This is a genomic window from Rhodococcus sp. T9N, assembly GCF_024436645.1.
GTDB classification, from domain to species: Bacteria; Actinomycetota; Actinomycetes; order Mycobacteriales; family Mycobacteriaceae; genus Rhodococcus_F; species Rhodococcus_F qingshengii.
Genome location: NZ_JAMSKS010000001.1, coordinates 93,891 through 110,918, shown reverse-complemented (window position 1 = coordinate 110,918; position 17,028 = coordinate 93,891). Strand labels below are relative to the sequence as shown.

Below are 17,028 nucleotides of genomic sequence, written 5' to 3'. Positions count from 1 at the left end.
GAGACGTGGATCACTGTCAGCGCGTAGGTATGACGCAAGCGAGAGGAATCGCTCATGAAGGTTGCCCAGAAGGTAGCAATTGTCACCGGTGGCGGCGGGGGAATCGGCGGTGCACTGGCCGAGCGACTGGCTGCCGAGGGGGCTCGCGTCGTAGTGGCTGACCTGGACGGGGCAGCAGCTTCGGCAGTAGCAGAGGCGATCAACGCGGAGCGTCCCGGAGCGGCCGTGTCTGCCGGTGGCGACGTCTCCGACGAGGCGGTCATTGCGGGCCTGATCGCGCAGGCGGAAAAGGAATTCGGCCCGGTCGACCTCTACTTCGCCAATGCCGGCGTTACCGGTGGCATGGGCCTCGACATCAGTGAAGACGTCTGGGACACGACGATCGACGTCAACGTTCGCGCCCACATTCGCGCTGCCAGGCTCCTCGTCCCCGGCTGGACGGAGCGCGGGGAGGGCTACTTCATCAGCACGGCCTCTGCGGCCGGCTTGCTCAGTCAGGTCGGGTCCGCCGCGTACTCGGTGACCAAACATGCCGCGGTCGCGTTTGCCGAGTGGCTCTCGATCACCTACGGAGATCAGGGTGTTCGCGTCAGTTGCCTGTGCCCGATGGGCGTCAACACCAAGCTTCTCTACGAAGGTGAGAACTCCGGCGATCCGGTCGGCAAGGCCGCAACCGGAGCCGTGCTTGCGGCAGGCAATGTTCTCGAGCCTGCCGAATGCGCCGAAATCGTTCTTGCGGCAGTGGATGCCGAAGAATTTCTCATCCTTCCGCACAAGAACGTGCTGGACATGTACCGGCAGAAGGGCGCCGACTACGACCGTTGGCTGCGCGGGATGCGCCGGTACCAGGCGTCGCTCCTCGCGGGAACACGATGACCGAGGAACTCGTCCTCTCCGAGCAGAGAGGAGCGGTGCTGGTTCTGACATTCAATCGGCCCCGCGTTCTCAACGCGTGGACCAACGAGCTCGAAGATCAGTACTACGACTTTCTGGCCGTGGCAGACGAAGATCCCAGTGTCCGAGCAATTGTTGTCACCGGCTCCGGCCGAGGATTCTGCTCGGGGGCTGACCTCGGCAATTTGAAGAACGTCGGCGAAGTCTCCGAAAGTGATCTTGTCCGGCCGCGAGACCGTCATTTCCCGACCACCATCCGCAAGCCGCTGATCGCCGCCGTCAACGGCGTCGCTGCCGGGCTCGGAATGGTCGAGGCTCTGTACTGCGACGTTCGTTTCGGTTCGAGCGCAACACGATTCACTACCGCGTTCGCGCGTCGAGGCCTGATTGCGGAGTACGGCATCTCCTGGATGTTGCCCCGCTTGGTCGGGCACAGTCGAGCAGTCGATCTTCTGCTTTCCAGCCGGATGGTGGACGCCGACGAGGCGTACCGCATCGGTCTGGTCGACCACCTGGTCACCGGCGGTGACGTTCTGGATGCGGCGATTGCTTACGCCGAGGACATCGCGGCGAACTGCTCGCCGACGTCCCTCTCCGTCATCAAATCTCAGATGAGTGCCGACGCGCACTCGACCTTCACTGATTCCGCCAGGCATGCGGAATCGCTGATGCTGAACGCATTTCACGGCCCGGATGTCGTCGAGGGTGTCAACAGCCATCTCGAACATCGAGCCCCCAATTTTCCTTCCCTCTCTGTCAGGAGTTCACATGTCAGTGTTTGAGTTCTCGGATCGCACCAAGAAGTACCAGGCCGAACTGCTCGATTTCATGGACAAGCACGTTTACCCGGCCGAAGCGGTCTACGAAGAGCAGATGCGTGAGTCCGGTAACCCGCACTTTCAGCCGCCGATCATCGACGACTTGAAGAAGGAAGCCAAGGCCCGCGGGCTGTGGAACCTCTTCCATCCCCATCCCGAATGGGGCCCCGGCCTGACCAATCTGGAATACGCACCGCTCGCGGAGATCATGGGCCGCAGCCACCTGGCCTCCGAGGCCACCAACTGCGCCGCTCCGGACACGGGAAACATGGAGGTGCTCACGCTCTTCGGCACCGACGAGCACAAGGAGAAGTACCTCAAGCCGCTTCTCGAAGGCGAAATTCGTTCCGCTTTCGCGATGACCGAGCCCGAGGTTGCCAGCTCCGACGCCACCAACATCCAGCTCCGTATGGACCGTGACGGCGACGAGTACGTGCTGAACGGCCGTAAGTGGTTCGCTTCCAACGCCTTGCACCAGAACTGCAAGGTTCTGATCGTCATGGGTAAGACCGACTTCAATGCCGCCACCCACCGTCAGCAGTCGATGATGGTCGTGCCGATCGATGCTCCCGGCGTCACGATCCTGCGCAACCTGCCGGTTTTCGGCTACCAGGACCGCGAAGGACACGGCGAGATCACTTTCGAGGACGTGCGCGTCCCGGCCAAGGACATTCTCGCCGGTGAGGGTGAAGGATTCGCGATCAGCCAGGCCCGCCTCGGCCCCGGCCGCATCCACCACTGCATGCGTGCAATCGGAATGGCCGAGCGCGCACTGGAACTGATGTGCAAGCGCGCATCCACCCGCATCACCTTCGGAAAGCCCGTCAGTGACAACGCGAATATCCAGGACTGGATCGCCGAGGCTCGTATCGACATCGAGATGGTTCGACTCCTCACGCTCAAGGCGGCACACATGATGGACACGGTGGGCAACAAGGAAGCGCGCACCGAGATCGCAGCCATCAAGGTTGCGGCACCGAACATCGCGCTCAAGATCATCGACCGCGCCATCCAGGTTCACGGCGGTGGCGGCGTCACCGACGACTTCCCGCTCGCGATGGCTTACGCCCACATGCGCACCCTTCGCCTGGCCGACGGCCCGGACGAGGTGCACAAGCGCGCCATCGCCAAGCAGGAACTGCGCAAGTACCGCGAAGTCAAGGCGAACTGACATGGCAGGACTGGATCTCACCGGTAAGACGGCAATCGTCACAGGCGCATCGCGGGGCATCGGCCTCGCGACCGCGCAGGCGATTGCGGCGGCGGGCGGAAACGTCGTACTGACTTCGCGCTCACAGGAATCCGCAGATGCGGCTGCCGCGCAGGTGAACGGCAACGCGATCGGCGTCGGCGCTCACGCGACGGACGAGGATGCTGCACGCAAGTGCGTCGAGCAGACGATCGAGCGTTTCGGCAGTCTCGACATCTTGGTGAACAACGCGGGCACCAACCCGTCGTTCGGGCCGATCATCAACCAGGATCACTCGCGCTTCGCCAAGACTTTCGACGTCAACGTGTGGGCTCCAGTCCTGTGGACCGGACTCGCAGCGCGGGCCTGGATGGGCGAGCACGGTGGTTCCGTGGTCAACACCGCTTCGATCGGCGGCATGGCGTTCGAGGCGGGAATCGGTACGTACAACGCGTCGAAGGCTGCTCTGATCCACATCACCAAGCAGTTGGCGCTCGAGTTGTCACCGAAGATTCGTGTCAACGCCGTTGCGCCGGGAGTGGTGAGAACCAAACTCGCCGAAGCTCTGTGGAAAGAACACGAAGAAGCGGTGTCCGCGTCGACTGCTCTCGGACGCATCGGTGAACCCGAGGACGTGGCCGCTGCCATTGCCTTCCTGGTTTCGGATGCAGCCCAGTGGATCACCGGCGAGATCATGACCATCGACGGTGGCCAGTTGTTGGGTGACGCACTCCCGTTCCGGCAGGGAGCGTCCGTCGGTGGCTAGCGTCGGAGTAGTGGGACTCGATACCGAAGCGGTCACCGGGTGGATCGCAGGCCTGGGGATCGACTTTTCCGGGCCGTTGTCCTTCGATCGAATCGGCTTGGGGCAGTCGAATCTCACGTACCTGGTTCGCGATCAGGACGGCAATCGCTGGGTGCTACGACGCCCACCGCTGGGGCATCTGCTGGCCTCGGCTCACGACGTGGCGCGTGAGGCTCGAATCCTGAGCGCTCTCGAATCCACCGACGTGCCTTCGCCGCGAGTATTCGGGTTGACCGAGGATCCTGCCGTCACCGAAGTTCCGCTGCTCCTCATGGAATTCGTGGACGGCGAAGTGGTGGACCGAATGCCTCTTGCGGAGGCGTTGTCGGAAGATCGTCGCCGGGCAATCGGAATCTCGCTCGCTCAGACGCTGGCGAAGATACACGCCGTCGACCTCGAGCAGGCCGGTCTCGACGACCTGGCAAGCCACAAGCCCTACGCTGCACGGCAGTTGAAGCGTTGGGGAGGTCAATGGGAACAGTCGAAGACGCGGGAATGCCCTGATCTCGACGATCTCACCCGACGCCTGATTGCAGCCCAGCCGGATCACACTGAAACCACGTTGGTGCACGGCGACTTTCACCTACGCAATGTGATCACCTCGGCGAGCAACGGCGAAGTTGTCGCGGCCCTCGACTGGGAACTGTGCACACTCGGTGATCCGTTGGCGGACGTCGGAAGCTTGTTGGCGTACTGGCCGGCGGCTGGTGAGAATACCGGCGGCGATTTCCCGGCGTCGGCACTCCCGGGATTCCCCTCGCGAGAGGAGATCTCCCGGATCTATCTCGAGGCCACCGGACGGGATCCTGCTGCGCTGAAGTTCTGGCACACGTTGGGACTGTGGAAGATTGCCGTGATCGCCGAGGGCGTGATGCGTCGCGCCCGCGACGAACCGCAGAATGCCGCCGAGAGCGGAACTCCCACCGTGGAACGTATTGACGCCTTGGTCGCCAAAGCCAGGGAAATTGCAGATCAGGCCGGGATCTGACGAGATCGTCCGGTGTCCGTCGAATCACGAAAGTATGGAGGGCCAGTGAGCCAGGAACGTAGAACCGCAATTGTCACGGGTGCAGCACGCGGAATCGGTGCGGCAGTAGCGAAGCGACTGTCGGAAGACGGTTTTGCCGTCGCCGTGCTCGACCTCGACGAAGCGGCGTGTGCCGGAACCGTCGACGCGATCAAGGCCGCAGGCGGACAGGCGCTGGCCGTCGGCGCTGACGTCTCCGACGAGGCTTCGGTCGCCGCAGCGGTGGATCGTGTGGCCGCAGACCTGGGTGCACCTACCGTGCTGATCAACAATGCCGGTATCACTCGCGACAACCTTCTGTTCAAGATGAGCGTTGCCGAGTGGGATTCGGTGATGAACGTCCACCTGCGCGGAGCGTTCCTCATGTCGCGTGCGGTGCAGAAGTACATGGTGGAAGCGAAGTTCGGCCGCATCGTGAACCTCTCGAGCACGTCGGCTCTCGGTAATCGTGGACAGGTCAACTACTCCGCTGCGAAGGCCGGAATGCAGGGCTTCACCAAGACATTGGCCTTCGAGCTGGGCAAGTTCGGCGTGACCGCGAACGCTATTGCCCCCGGATTCATCGAAACCGAGATGACCGCCGCAACGGCCGAGCGCATGGGCGTCGGCTTCGAGGACTTCAAGACCGCTGCCGCTTCGCAGATTCCGGTCAATCGCGTCGGACAGCCCGAGGACATCGCGCACACCGCGTCGTTCTTTGTCAGCGAAGGCGCAGGCTTTGTTTCCGGTCAGGTCGTCTACGTCGCCGGTGGACCGAAGGACTGACCGTCCGCTCACCGCTCGAACCGAAGGAATGGGCATGGCTTTCGACGAAGAGGCAGTATCGCGTGATCTCACCGAGAAGGTGAACACGCTTCTCGCGGAGAACGATCCGAACAGCGTGTCGGTATCGGACTTCCTCGGCGCACGATTCGACGCCGGACTGGCGTGGGTTCATTTCCCCGAAGGTCATGGGGGACTCGGTGTACCGCAGAGCTTTCAGCGTCAGGTGAACGCTCAGCTGGAGGCCGCCGGTGCACCGGGCCCGGCCACCGGCAAGAACGGGATCGGACTGGGCATGGCGGCACCGACCATCGCTGCCTTCGGCACCGAGGAGCAGAAGCAGAAGTTCCTGCGCCCGTTGTGGACTGCGGAGACGGTCTACTGCCAGCTGTTCAGTGAACCGGGCGCAGGGTCGGACCTCGCGGCCGTCGCTACCCGCGCCGTCCGCGACGGCGACGACTGGATAGTCAACGGGCAGAAGGTATGGACGTCGGGCGCGCAGAATGCGCAGCTGGCGATTCTCGTGGCCAGGACCGATCCGTCACGTTCCAAGCACGCGGGTCTGAGCTACTTCATCTGCGACATGACCGATCCGGGCGTCGATGTCCGGCCGCTGCGTCAGATCACCGGCGAGGCCGAATTCAACGAGGTATTCCTCACGGACGTCAGGATTCCGGACGCCAATCGCCTCGGAGCCGAAGGCCAGGGGTGGAAGGTTGCGACCACCACCCTGAACAACGAGCGTGTTGCCATCGGTTCGGGCGCACCGCGTGAGGGCGGCATGATCGGAAAGGTCGCTCAGGCCTGGCGTGACGAGCCCGAGCTGCGTAACCCGGCGATGCACGACGAGTTGATGCGACTCTGGACCGAATCCGAAGTTGCGCGTCTGACCGGGGAGCGACTGCGCCAGCAGCTCGCCGCCGGCCAGCCCGGCCCCGAAGGCTCGGGAATGAAGCTCGCGTTTGCCGGTTTGGCCCAGCAGATTTCTGGATTCGACCTCGAACTGCACGGCGAAGCCGGTCTGCGCTACGACGACTGGACACTGCGTCGACCGGATTCCGTCGACTTCACCGGGCGTGAACCCGGATACCGGTACCTGCGAGCCAAGGGCAATTCGATCGAGGGCGGAACGTCGGAGATCCTGCGCAACGTCATCGCAGAACGTGTACTCGGGTTGCCGCCCGAGCATCGCGTCGACAAGGACATCGCCTGGAAGGACCTACCCCGATGAGCGCCGATCTGCTGTACTCCGAGACCGAACAAGATCTGCGAGCCAGCGTCAGACGACTGCTGAGCGAGCGGGCCGGCGCCGACACCGTGGTCACGGCGTACGACGACGTGTCCGCCGACTTCACCGGGCTGTGGAAGTCGCTGGCGTCGGAACTCGGTTTGGCGGGACTGCTGGTACCCGAGGAACTGGGCGGGGCAGGTGCGTCGACGCGTGAGGCGGCGGTCGTGATGGAGGAGATCGGACGTGCGGTCGCTCCCGTTCCGTTCTTCACCAGCGCGGTGCTGGCGACGACGGCGTTGCTGAAGGCCGGCGAGACCGAGGTGCTCGGTCAATTGGCAGCGGGGGATTCGACGGCTGCTCTGGTCGTCCCGTTGTCCACTGCATCAGGAACTTTCACACCTACTGTCAAGGCAACGGCGAGTGGACTCGTCGGCAGCGTCACGACGGTTGCCGGCGTCGCCGAGTCCGATGTTCTTGTTGTTCCGGTTGCCGGTGAGAGCGGCCTGGAGCTGCATACCGTTCGGATCGCCGACGCCACCGTCACGCCGGTTCTGTCCCTGGACATGACGCGCCGATTGGCGGACGTCGAGTTCTCGGGTTCGTCGTCGGTCCGTGTCGACAGCGGCAATGCGGCGCAAGCGGTTGAGGAAGCGTTGCTCTGCGGAAGCGCACTTCTGGCGTCCGAACAGTTCGCTGTAGCTCAGTGGTGCCTCGAAACGACTCTCGCGTATGTGAAGGAGCGCAAGCAGTTCGGCCGGGCGATCGGTTCGTACCAGGCGATCAAGCACCGCCTCGCCGATCTCTGGCTCGAAGTCAGCTCTTCGGGCGCGGCAGCACGCTATGCGGCGGACACCTATGCACGCGGCGACGCCGATGCGGCGATCGCAGCGACGGTGGCCCAGGCATTCTGCAGCGGCGTCGCGGTTCATGCTGCGGAGGAGTGCGTCCAACTTCATGGTGGTATCGGAATGACGTGGGAGTATCCGGCGCACCTGTACCTCAAACGGGCGAAGAGCGATCAGCTGTCGCTGGGAACCGCGTATCAGCATCGGGCACGCCTCGCCGAGTTGGTCGACCTCCCGATCTCGTCCTGAAACTCACCCACTATCTGTCTGGAGAATTGCTGTGAAGGCTTGGCGCGTCAACGAACTCGGTCAACCCCGCGATGTGCTCGCGTTGGAGGAGACCGCGGATCCCACCCCGAATGCGACGGAGATGTTGGTCAAGGTGCTGGCGGCTCCGGCCAACTTCCCCGACGTCCTCATGTGCCGCGGTGAGTACCAGATCAAGCCGCCGCTGCCCTTCACACCCGGTGTCGAACTGTGTGGTGAAGTGGTCTCGGTCGGTGAATCGGTGACCAAATTCGCAGTGGGGGACCGGGTGATCGGTAATCCGAGTCTGCCGTCCGGCGGATTCGCCGAGTACTCGGTACTGGATCAGAACAACACGTTCCCGGCGCCGTCGGCTCTCGACGACGCGGAAGCATCCGCTCTGAGCATCGGCTATCAGACAGCGTGGTTCGCTCTGCATCGCCGCACCCAACTGCTCGAGGGTGAGACGTTGTTGGTCCACGCTGCTGCGGGTGGTGTCGGTAGTGCGGCAGTGCAACTCGGCAAGGCGGCAGGCGCCAAGGTGATCGGTGTCGTCGGCGGCCCGGACAAGGCCGAGTACGCGCGCAAGCTCGGCGCCGACCTCGTCGTAGACCGTCACAGTGAGGACTTCGTGGCAGCGGTCAAGGAGTTCACCGGCGGCAAGGGCGCCGACGTGGTCTTCGATCCGGTCGGCGGCGACGCATACGCGAAGTCCACCAAGTGCATCGCCTTCGAGGGACGGATCGTCATCATCGGCTTCGCCGGTGGCACGATCCCGCAGCCGGCACTCAATCACGCTCTCATCAAGAACTATTCGATCATCGGACTGCACTGGGGGCTGTACAAGGCCTACAACCAGCAGGCCATCGACGACTGCCACGTCGAGCTCACCAGGCTCGCCGATGCCGGCTTGGTCAAACCACTGATCAGTGAGCGGCTGTCGTTGACGGACGTTGCCGACGGTATCGGTCGCCTCGGCGACGGCACCACGGTCGGTCGCGTCGTGTTCCAGCCCTGATTCTTGCTGTGCGCCTTTATTAACCCCCGGCGGTTAATAAAGGCGCACAGCACTTCGTGTTCGACGAAAGGATTCCCCGATGAGGCAAGCTGTCATCGTTTCCACCGCCCGTACCCCGATCGGTAAGGCGTACCGCGGCGCGTTCAACAACACTCAGGCTCAAGAGCTTGCTGCACATGCTATTTCGAATGCAGTTCAGCGCGCGGGCCTCGAAGGTGGCGAGGTCGAGGACGTCATCCTCGGCGCCGCGCTGCAGCAGGGCTCTTCCGGCGGCAACGTCGCGCGGCAAGCGGTACTGCGGGCCGGGCTTCCGGACTCGGTGTCCGGAATGACGATCGATCGGCAGTGCTCGTCCGGGCTCATGGCCATCGCGACCGCAGCAAAGCAGATCGTGGACGACGGAATGCAGATCGCGGTCGGCGGCGGAGTCGAATCGATCTCGTTGGTCCAGAACGATCACATGAACAACTTCCGCGCGGCTGATCCGTGGCTGAAGGAAAACAAGCCGTCGATCTACATGCCGATGCTGCACACGGCCGAGATCGTCGCCGAGCGCTACGGAGTCACCCGCGAGCAGCAGGACGAGTTCGCGCTCGTCTCCCAGCAGCGGACCGCAGCGGCCCAGGACGCAGGTCGGTTCGATCTCGAGATCGTCCCGCTGCCCTCGATCAAGCAGGTGCAGGACAAGGAGACCGGTGAGATCCGCAGCGAGTCCGTGACGCTGACCCGCGACGAAGGCAACCGCGCTTCCACCACGTTGGAAGGGCTGTCGAGTCTGCGACCGGTTCTGGCCGACGGGACTGTCAGTGCTCATTCGTCCATTACTGCGGGCAACTCGTCTCAGCTCTCCGACGGCGCTTCGGCGTCGGTGCTGATGGAGGCAGGCGAGGCGGAACGCCGCGGGTTGGCTCCTCTCGGTATCTACCGTGGCATGGCTGTCGCGGGTTGCGCTCCCGACGAGATGGGCATCGGACCGGTGTTCGCGATTCCGCGTCTGCTGGATCTTCACGGGCTGAAGGTCGACGACATCGATCTCTGGGAACTCAACGAGGCCTTCGCCTCTCAGGCCCTGTACTGCCGCGACAAGCTCGGGATCGATCCCGAGAAGTACAACGTCGACGGCGGCGGTATCTCCGTCGGCCATCCGTACGGAATGACGGGGGCTCGTCTGGTCGGCCATGCTCTTCTTGAAGGAAAACGGCGCGGAGCCAAGCTCGTGGTGGTGACCATGTGCATCGGCGGCGGTATGGGTGCTGCCGGGCTTTTCGAGGTCGCATGAGCTTGATCGAGGGACTGTTCGACGTCAGTGGCAAGACCGTTGTGGTCACCGGTGGATCACGCGGCATCGGATACATGATCGCTCGCGGGTTTGTCGAAGGCGGAGCGACGGTCGTCATTTCGGCCCGAAAAGCCGAAGCCTGTGACGAAGCCGCGCGAGAGCTTTCGGAGTTCGGCACCTGCATTTCGCATCCGGCCGATCTGTCCACGGACGAGGGGGTCGAGAGCCTCGCTGCGAAGGTCGCCGAGATTTCGCCGACGCTCGACGTACTGGTCAACAACGCCGGTGCCACGTGGGGAGCTCCCGTCGACGATTTTCCGGCCGCAGGCTTCGACAAGATTTTCGACATCAATGTCAAGGCAATCTTCCTACTGACGCAGAAGCTGTTGCCGCAGTTGCGGTCTGCAGCCACGGCGGAAGATCCCGCGCGCGTGATCAATATCGGATCGATCGACGGACTCGTGGTGTCGGGTTCGGAGAACTTCTCGTACGGAGCCAGTAAGGCTGCGGTGCACATGTTGACGCGCAAGCTCGCGGCAACGCTTGCGGGGGAACAGATCACGGTCAATGCCATTGCGCCGGGCCCGTTCCCGTCGAAGATGATGGCATTCCTCCTCGAGGACGAACAGAGTGCAAAGGCTGTGGCGGACTCGGTCCCGTTGGGCCGGGTCGGAACTCCCCAGGATGCTGCAGGTCTTGCCATTTTCCTGGCTTCACGTGCCGGGGCTTATCTGACCGGCGCGGTGATTCCACTCGACGGCGGTGCGAGCGGAGCGCGCTGACCTACTGACTGATCTTCTCTGTCCGAAAAGGCCTGAAAGTCTGAACTACTATGACTTTCAGGCCTTTTCGCGTCTTTGTCTGATTGGGTTATCTGTGACTGCAGTTGCTAGATTGTCCGAGGTTCGGGGGGAACGACGACGACAACACCAACAATCCCGGCCATGGGGGAGTCATGTTTCGCGCGGGGAGATCGTTGGGGGTGTTCGGGGTAGTTGCTGCTCTGGCAGCTGCTGCCGTCACGGCGGTGGCTTCGCCGGCGATGGCTGCGCCGGGCTGCGTCGGAGTCAGTGGCGTCGGTAGTAGCGGTGGTCCGGCCAATGCGGCGCCGTGGCTCAACGGCAACACCGGAGGGTTGCCAGGTCTGTCCGGTCGTACTGCCGCGATCGAAAAGGTCACCGGGACATACAGTCCAAACAAGACCGTTGATCGCTTCAATGTCCTGGGTACCGACCTGGGCATCATGTGGGACAACGGTGCGGGGCAGATTCTGACCGCTTTCGGCGATACCACCGGGCTCAGTCGTAACCCCGGCTGCGACGGTTTGGTGGGCGAGTGGCGAAGCAATGTACTCTTCCGCAGCTCGGATCGGGTACTGGCCGACGGTATGCGCATCGACAGTGCGCCGATGGACGGCACAGCTCAGGCGCGTGAGATCATTTCCGGTCTGAAGATTCCGGGTGTCGAGGCCTCCAGCATCCCCACGAGCGGCATCGCAGTGAACGGTGTGCAGTATCTGAGCTACATGTCGGTGCGTAACTGGGGCGAGGCCGGGCAGTGGAGCACGAACTACTCGCAGATTGCCACCTCCTCGGACAACGGCGAGACGTGGACCACTCGTCCGGAAACTCTGCGCCCCAACATCGGTGGGGTTCTTCCCGCGGGTGTCGCCCCCGTCGCCGGTAGCGAGAACTTCCAGATGAGCTCGATGGTGAAGGACGGCGGGTTCGTCTACAACTACGGAACCCCCGCGGGACGATCCGGCGAGGTTCGACTTTCTCGCGTGCCCGAGGGGGCGATCCTCGATCTTTCCGCCTACGAGTACTGGAACGGAAACGGCTGGATCCTTGCCGATCCCGCTGCGGCCGTACCCGTCATGGACGGCCGCATCGGGGAGATCTCAGTTCAGTACAACGAGTTCCTCGGCAAGTTCGTGGCGATGTACGCCGATGCGTTCAGTTCGATCGTGATGCGAACCGCTCCCAGTCCGGTCGGTCCGTGGACGGCACCGGAAACATTGGTCAATCTGGTCGAGGTTCCCGGTATCTACGCCGCATACATCCACCCGTGGTCCAGTGGTTCGGATCTGTATTTCCTTGCCACCACGTGGGCCGACTACAACGTCATGTTGATGCGTACGACGCTCGTTCGCTGATCCGGCTCACGCTTGCGTTTGCTGGAGGTACACGATCTCCTCGGTGATCGGCGCGTCGTCATCGGCGTCGGTCGGCGGTTCTTGTCGGCGGCGCCACCAGATGGTGAACAGGACGGCTCCGATCACCAAGGCAGCCAGAGCGATTACCGCCACCCAGAATTTCGGGCCGTAGTATCCGACAAGGACCATGCGCATGGCGTTGCGCGCCCACGTGAGTGGCATCAGAGCGTGCAGCCACTGCAGAACCGTCGGCATCTGTTCGATGGGGTATACCGCGCCGAAGGCGAAGATCTGAATCATCAAGGCGCCCAGAGCGATGAAGGTTCCGTTGACGGCACCGAACACAACGGTGAAGAGCCTGCCCGAGCTGACCGCGGCGGCACCCACCAGGATCATCACTGCGATCATCGCCAGAACACTAGGTGGTTCGACGTTTGCCACGGTCAGTGACACCACCGACAACACGAGCGCCGCGACCAAGGTGACCAGGGCGGGAATGCGGTAGCGGCGCAGCCCCTCACGTACCACGCTGGTGTGCGAGTTCAGTGAACGTCCGCGTCGTGGGCGGACGACGAACCACGTGAGAATTCCGCACAGGAACAGTGCCACTGAGATCACGGCAGGGACGGCTCCCGGTCCGAAACCGGCTGCGGGATAGTTGTTCCGCGCGTCGACGGCAACCGGGGACGAGAGAAGATTGGCCGTGGTGGCGCGCTCGTCGTCCGTGAACTGCGGCACCTGGGCGGCACCGTCGGACAAACCGGTGGCGAGTTCCGCGCTGCCCGCGTCGAGCTCGCCGACGCCGGCCGATAGCTGCCCGAGACCGTCACGGAGCGCAATACTTCCAGTGTCCAACTGCCCCAGCCCGGTGGAGAGTTCCTGTGCACCGGTAGCGAGTTGGCCTGCGCCGTCGGACAGTTGGCCCAGGCCGGTGTTGAGTTCACCTGCACCGGCCGCGGCGGCAAGGAGCCCACCACGGTAGTCGCTGCTCGGATCAGTGAGCTGCCGCGAGATTTCCCGCGCTCCGTCGCGAAGCTGGCCGAGCTGACCGATCACGTCGTCGTCCGACGGTTGTGCAGTCAGGGAAGCCCGCAGTCCAGCCAGGGCTTCGACGAGTCCGGCGGAGACCGGATCGGCCGAGTTTCGAAGCATCGACGTGAGGGCGTCGATCTGACCGACGACGGCGTCCGAGGACCCCGCGAGGTCGAGTACCGGGGTGGTGACCATGTCGACCACTTCGCTGATCTGACGGGCGCCTGCGCCGAGTTCGTCGGTTCCCCCGACCAACTGGTTGAGTCCGCTGCTCAGCTCGCCCGAGCCTGCAGCAGCTTCGCCAGCTCCGGCAGCCAGCTCGCCGGCTCCGGCGGCCAGCTCCTTGCCGCCCTGATTTGCTTCGCCCATGCCGGTGGCGAGTTCCTTGCTTCCAGCGTAGAGCTCGTTGGTTCCGGCAAGCGCTTCGGAGGATCCGTCGGACAGCTGTTGCGCTCCTGCTGCTGCTTCACCGAATCCTGTTCCGAGTTCACCCAACCCGACCAGCACCTGGTCGATGGACTGCTCGCCGATCGACTCGGAGACCGCCGAGCGCACTTGAGCGATGATGCTTTCACCGACCGGGCCGGCGACCAGACTGTTGTAGTCGTTGTACAAGACGTCGAGTTCGGCCTTGCGGCCCGAACCTGATGCGGCACTGGCCACATCCGCGCTGAAAGTTTTCGGAATGACGACCGAGAAGTAATAGGTGCCGTCGTTGACGCCGTCGGCGGCTTCCTGTTCCGAGACGACCTTCCATGCAACGTCTCCGCTCTCGACGAGCGCGGCAACAACTTCATCGCCGGCTTGCAGACGTGTTCCGTCGAGTTCTGTGCCCGCATCGGCGTTGACGATGGCGACGGGCAAGCGGTTGACCGTGTCGCCCGGATCCCACAGTGCCCACATGTAGAACGCCGCAATCGACAGCGGTGCGATGACGAGGACAGCGAGAACTGTCCGGATGATGTGCGTTCGTCGCGTCGTGGCCGCGTTGTCGACTACGGGTTGTGGCGCCATGTGGAGCTCTCTTCTCGTGGACCGAAGCAGGTGTGGCACGAAAGGAAGCCACCAAAACTGCTGGACATACGTCCAGCTCGGTCACGATACAAAGCAAACGGCCATCCTGTGACCGTTTTCGAAGAATTGGGCGTTATCGGTCGCCGTGCTCTGCCTCGATCTTTGCCCACTCCCACCCTCGGAAGTTGGCCAGACGAAGCTCCTCTGCTTCGTCGAAGGTGTACCACTCGGTGCTCGGCGCATCAGGGAGAGTGCCGCGCAAGTATTCGCCCAGGTAGTGAAGTGGGCCTTCCCAACCGGTTCCGACGCCGTAGCAGCCGGTGTCCGGGTCGTTGCGGAAGACATCGGCGACGGAGGCGTGCTCCAACTCGAGCCAGGTGGCGTCGGGGCCGTCTGCAGTCAGCCGGATCTCGACCTGATCGCTGTATCCGCGATCGCCGGGCGGTGTCCACTGCAGTCGCAGCAGGTGTGGGGCGTCGCAGGCCAGGATCTCGCCACTTGCCTGGCCTTCGAAGGCGTACGAGCCGCCCACCTGGAAGTCTCCGCTCACCGGAAGGAAGAAACGGTTGATGCGGTCAGGGGTCGTGATGGCATCCCAGACGTCGTCGACCGACGCGTTGTAGCGGCGCTTGAGTACGGCAGTTCGAGCCGAACCTTCTGCGATGTCGCGTTTACCCATGCTCCGCTCCACCGCGGTGAGGCTGGTGTCCTGGTTCGCGATCTCGGTCATTGTGAGTCTCCTTCGTCGGAAGAATTCGATTGTGAAGATCTGCTCCGCTTCGAGTCGCGTCGTTTCCCGCGTGCGAGTTCTGTGGCCAATGCGTCGAGAGGGCCGCTCCAGAACTGCCGGAATCCGTCGAGCCATTGGTCCACTTCTTGCAATGGCGCGGGCTCGACGGCATAGAGACGCCTGGTGCCTTCGCTGCGGACGGTGGCGAATCCGTTTTCTCGGAGTACTCGCAGGTGTCCGGACGCGGTCGGTTGCGAGATTCCGAACTCCGCTGCCACGACTTCGGCGATCTGACCCGCCGAGCGCTCGCCGCCGGACAGGAGTTCCATGATTCGTCGCCGCACTGGGTCTCCGAGAACGTCGAATGCATGCACCAGTCATTTATATCGGCAATGGCCAATATAGGCAAGCGCCGAAACTTGTACCCGGACTCGGTCAGTCCGAGAGCGCGAACTCGTCGGCGTCGAAAAGTTCGCCGATCAGCCCGCCGAGATGGCGTCGATGTTCGGCTGACAGCGTCGCTGCCGCCTCGGCATCGTGGTCTGCGCACAGCTTGATCAGTCTGTTGTGATGATCGACGGAGTCCTGGCTCCCGAGGAGGCTCGAGAACTTGCGGTAGTAGATGCGGTGAATTTGTGGGTGAACCTGATGAATCAGCTTCTTCAACAGCGGATTCGCCGCAGCATCGATGATGACGCTGTGTAGGCGATCGTCAGCGGTCAGGGCTCGGCCTATGTCGTTTCGCTTGACGGCGGCAGCGAAGTCCTTGTTGGCCGAACGCATCGCCCCGATCATCTCGTCGGTGAGATTCGGTACAGCGGTGACGACGGCCAGTTGGTCGAGAGCTTCGATGACTGCGAGTGTTGCCTCGACGTCGCCGCGGTCGAGGGTGGTGATGCGCGTGTACGCACCGGGTTTCGCTTCCACGAGTCCGGTGTCGACCAGCCTTGCGAGCGCTTCGCGGACCGGAGTTCTGCTCAGTCCCAGATACTCGGCGAGTTCGCTGTCCTTGATCTTCGAGCCCGGCGCCAGTTCACCGGTGACGATCGCTTCGCGAATGCGTTCGAGAGCGATGTCGCTCATTCGTGCTCGCTCAACCGGTTTACCGCCACGCAACATACTGGATAGCGTACTCTGCAGCCTCCCTGCTGCAGGTCAGCCCGAAACGACCATCGAAGGGTGTCTCCGGGCATCTGCAACCCGCCGGAGCAGAGCGCGGGCGAGAATTGTTGCCGGATCGATGATCTGACAGGTTGTGGCGTCGGCGGGCAGTCCGAGCGGAATCTCGGTGCATCCGGCCACGACGACCTGCGCGCCCGATTCGACGAGAAGATCAGCGGCCCTGACGAGCTTGTCGGTGGTCTCGTCTCCGACGTTGCCGCTCTTGATTGCTCGGATCGCCGGCATCACCAGTTCGTCCTGGATCGCAGGTCCGGGCACCAGGACGTCAATCGAGTGTTCCGACAGCCATTGTTGATACAACCCGGTGCGGACCGTCCCCGTGGTGGCCAATAGTCCGACGGATGTGACGGCGGGTGAGAGCGTCCGGATGTGCCGAGCGACTTCGTCGATCATGTGGACGACGGGAAGTCCCAGTTGGGACGAGATGGCGGGCAGGAAGGCGTGGGCGGTATTGCATGGGATGGCGAGCGTCGTCGCGCCCGACTCTCGGAGAACGCGCGCACCGCGGATCAGCCACGGAGTGGGGTCAGGGCCGTTCTCGGTGAGTGCCAATGTCCGGTCGGGAACGGTGGGATCGGCCCAGATGACAACTTTGGGGTGCTCCTGATCCGTCGAACCTGGTGTCAGCGCAACGAGTTTGGAGTAGAAGTCGGCAGTAGCGGCGGGCCCCATGCCTCCGAGTATTCCGATGACGGGGTCGCTCATGGACGCCGGAGAGCTGGCGCTCTGCCGTATTCGTGGCACCTTCATGTTGCAATCCAACCTTTCGCATCCAATATATTGGATACTCGTAATGTTGAC

General features: G+C 63.1%; 17 protein-coding genes. 12 read left to right on the top strand and 5 right to left on the bottom strand.

The window, feature by feature from the left end; all coding sequences use genetic code 11:
- Positions 1–54: 54 nt before the first annotated feature.
- From M1L53_RS00580 to M1L53_RS00525, 12 genes are all read left to right on the top strand, one after another.
- The gene (locus M1L53_RS00580) at positions 55–876 is read left to right on the top strand and encodes an SDR family oxidoreductase (RefSeq protein ID WP_054187501.1); all 822 of its coding nucleotides are present in this window, start codon (positions 55–57) and stop codon (positions 874–876) included.
- On the top strand, positions 873–1,676 hold the full coding sequence (locus M1L53_RS00575) for an enoyl-CoA hydratase-related protein (RefSeq protein WP_054187500.1): 804 nt from the start codon (positions 873–875) through the stop codon (positions 1,674–1,676). The genes M1L53_RS00580 and M1L53_RS00575 overlap by 4 nt, the downstream gene beginning before the upstream one ends.
- Complete coding sequence (locus M1L53_RS00570; RefSeq protein WP_019745701.1) at positions 1,663–2,883, top strand: acyl-CoA dehydrogenase family protein; 1,221 nt, start codon at positions 1,663–1,665, stop codon at positions 2,881–2,883. The genes M1L53_RS00575 and M1L53_RS00570 overlap by 14 nt, the downstream gene beginning before the upstream one ends.
- A 1-nt stretch (position 2,884) precedes the next feature.
- Positions 2,885–3,667, top strand: a complete 783-nt coding sequence (locus M1L53_RS00565) for an SDR family oxidoreductase (RefSeq protein ID WP_007730827.1) — start codon at positions 2,885–2,887, stop codon at positions 3,665–3,667.
- Positions 3,660–4,694, top strand: a complete 1,035-nt coding sequence (locus M1L53_RS00560; RefSeq protein ID WP_039973187.1) for a phosphotransferase family protein — start codon at positions 3,660–3,662, stop codon at positions 4,692–4,694. Before M1L53_RS00565 ends, M1L53_RS00560 begins: the two co-directional genes overlap by 8 nt.
- A gap of 45 nt (positions 4,695–4,739) precedes the next feature.
- A complete protein-coding gene (fabG, locus tag M1L53_RS00555; protein ID WP_042446291.1) occupies positions 4,740–5,498 on the top strand; it encodes a 3-oxoacyl-ACP reductase FabG in 759 nt (252 codons plus the stop codon).
- Between the two features lie 34 nt (positions 5,499–5,532).
- Entirely contained in the window at positions 5,533–6,726 is a 1,194-nt protein-coding gene (locus M1L53_RS00550; protein ID WP_003943047.1) for an acyl-CoA dehydrogenase family protein, read from the top strand.
- Complete coding sequence (locus M1L53_RS00545; RefSeq protein ID WP_054187499.1) at positions 6,723–7,820, top strand: acyl-CoA dehydrogenase family protein; 1,098 nt, start codon at positions 6,723–6,725, stop codon at positions 7,818–7,820. Before M1L53_RS00550 ends, M1L53_RS00545 begins: the two co-directional genes overlap by 4 nt.
- Before the next feature lie 31 nt (positions 7,821–7,851).
- Positions 7,852–8,835, top strand: a complete 984-nt coding sequence (locus M1L53_RS00540; protein ID WP_003943088.1) for an NADPH:quinone oxidoreductase family protein — start codon at positions 7,852–7,854, stop codon at positions 8,833–8,835.
- 79 nt (positions 8,836–8,914) lie between these two features.
- Positions 8,915–10,114, top strand: a complete 1,200-nt coding sequence (locus tag M1L53_RS00535; protein WP_007730836.1) for an acetyl-CoA C-acyltransferase — start codon at positions 8,915–8,917, stop codon at positions 10,112–10,114.
- Positions 10,111–10,896, top strand: coding sequence for a RhlG family 3-oxoacyl-ACP reductase (locus tag M1L53_RS00530; RefSeq protein ID WP_007730838.1), 786 nt, complete (start codon positions 10,111–10,113; stop codon positions 10,894–10,896). Before M1L53_RS00535 ends, M1L53_RS00530 begins: the two co-directional genes overlap by 4 nt.
- 173 nt (positions 10,897–11,069) lie before the next feature.
- Positions 11,070–12,269 carry a DUF4185 domain-containing protein gene (locus M1L53_RS00525; protein ID WP_039973188.1) on the top strand — a complete coding sequence of 400 codons (1,200 nt, stop codon included), beginning with the start codon at positions 11,070–11,072 and terminating at the stop codon, positions 12,267–12,269.
- Between the two features lie 6 nt (positions 12,270–12,275).
- Here M1L53_RS00525 and M1L53_RS00520 read toward each other — a convergent pair whose 3' ends face one another.
- The 5 genes from M1L53_RS00520 to M1L53_RS00500 all read right to left on the bottom strand — a co-directional run bounded on the left by M1L53_RS00520 (position 12,276) and on the right by M1L53_RS00500 (position 16,977).
- The gene (locus M1L53_RS00520; protein ID WP_007730843.1) at positions 12,276–14,315 is read right to left on the bottom strand and encodes a YhgE/Pip domain-containing protein; all 2,040 of its coding nucleotides are present in this window, start codon (positions 14,313–14,315) and stop codon (positions 12,276–12,278) included.
- 133 nt (positions 14,316–14,448) lie between these two features.
- The gene (locus tag M1L53_RS00515; protein WP_054187498.1) at positions 14,449–15,045 is read right to left on the bottom strand and encodes an SRPBCC domain-containing protein; all 597 of its coding nucleotides are present in this window, start codon (positions 15,043–15,045) and stop codon (positions 14,449–14,451) included.
- Positions 15,042–15,419 carry a helix-turn-helix transcriptional regulator gene (locus M1L53_RS00510; protein ID WP_054187497.1) on the bottom strand — a complete coding sequence of 126 codons (378 nt, stop codon included), beginning with the start codon at positions 15,417–15,419 and terminating at the stop codon, positions 15,042–15,044. Before M1L53_RS00510 ends, M1L53_RS00515 begins: the two co-directional genes overlap by 4 nt.
- Positions 15,420–15,480: 61 nt before the next feature.
- Positions 15,481–16,164, bottom strand: a complete 684-nt coding sequence (locus M1L53_RS00505) for a GntR family transcriptional regulator (RefSeq protein ID WP_003942830.1) — start codon at positions 16,162–16,164, stop codon at positions 15,481–15,483.
- Positions 16,165–16,200: 36 nt separating this feature from the next.
- Positions 16,201–16,977, bottom strand: coding sequence for an aspartate/glutamate racemase family protein (locus M1L53_RS00500; protein WP_223304559.1), 777 nt, complete (start codon positions 16,975–16,977; stop codon positions 16,201–16,203).
- Positions 16,978–17,028 lie beyond the last annotated feature (51 nt).

Excerpts from the sequence above, each read along its gene's own strand:
- M1L53_RS00515 (WP_054187498.1), bottom strand. The coding sequence starts at position 15,045 with ATGACCGAGATCGCGAACCAGGACACCAGCCTCACCGCGGTGGAGCGG.
- M1L53_RS00525 (WP_039973188.1), top strand. The coding sequence starts at position 11,070 with ATGTTTCGCGCGGGGAGATCGTTGGGGGTGTTCGGGGTAGTTGCTGCT.
- M1L53_RS00535 (WP_007730836.1), top strand. The coding sequence starts at position 8,915 with ATGAGGCAAGCTGTCATCGTTTCCACCGCCCGTACCCCGATCGGTAAG.
- M1L53_RS00500 (WP_223304559.1), bottom strand. The coding sequence starts at position 16,977 with ATGAAGGTGCCACGAATACGGCAGAGCGCCAGCTCTCCGGCGTCCATG.
- M1L53_RS00545 (WP_054187499.1), top strand. The coding sequence starts at position 6,723 with ATGAGCGCCGATCTGCTGTACTCCGAGACCGAACAAGATCTGCGAGCC.
- M1L53_RS00505 (WP_003942830.1), bottom strand. The coding sequence starts at position 16,164 with ATGTTGCGTGGCGGTAAACCGGTTGAGCGAGCACGAATGAGCGACATC.
- M1L53_RS00570 (WP_019745701.1), top strand. The coding sequence starts at position 1,663 with ATGTCAGTGTTTGAGTTCTCGGATCGCACCAAGAAGTACCAGGCCGAA.
- M1L53_RS00580 (WP_054187501.1), top strand. The coding sequence starts at position 55 with ATGAAGGTTGCCCAGAAGGTAGCAATTGTCACCGGTGGCGGCGGGGGA.
- M1L53_RS00550 (WP_003943047.1), top strand. The coding sequence starts at position 5,533 with ATGGCTTTCGACGAAGAGGCAGTATCGCGTGATCTCACCGAGAAGGTG.
- M1L53_RS00520 (WP_007730843.1), bottom strand. The coding sequence starts at position 14,315 with ATGGCGCCACAACCCGTAGTCGACAACGCGGCCACGACGCGACGAACG.
- M1L53_RS00575 (WP_054187500.1), top strand. The coding sequence starts at position 873 with ATGACCGAGGAACTCGTCCTCTCCGAGCAGAGAGGAGCGGTGCTGGTT.
- M1L53_RS00565 (WP_007730827.1), top strand. The coding sequence starts at position 2,885 with ATGGCAGGACTGGATCTCACCGGTAAGACGGCAATCGTCACAGGCGCA.
- M1L53_RS00530 (WP_007730838.1), top strand. The coding sequence starts at position 10,111 with ATGAGCTTGATCGAGGGACTGTTCGACGTCAGTGGCAAGACCGTTGTG.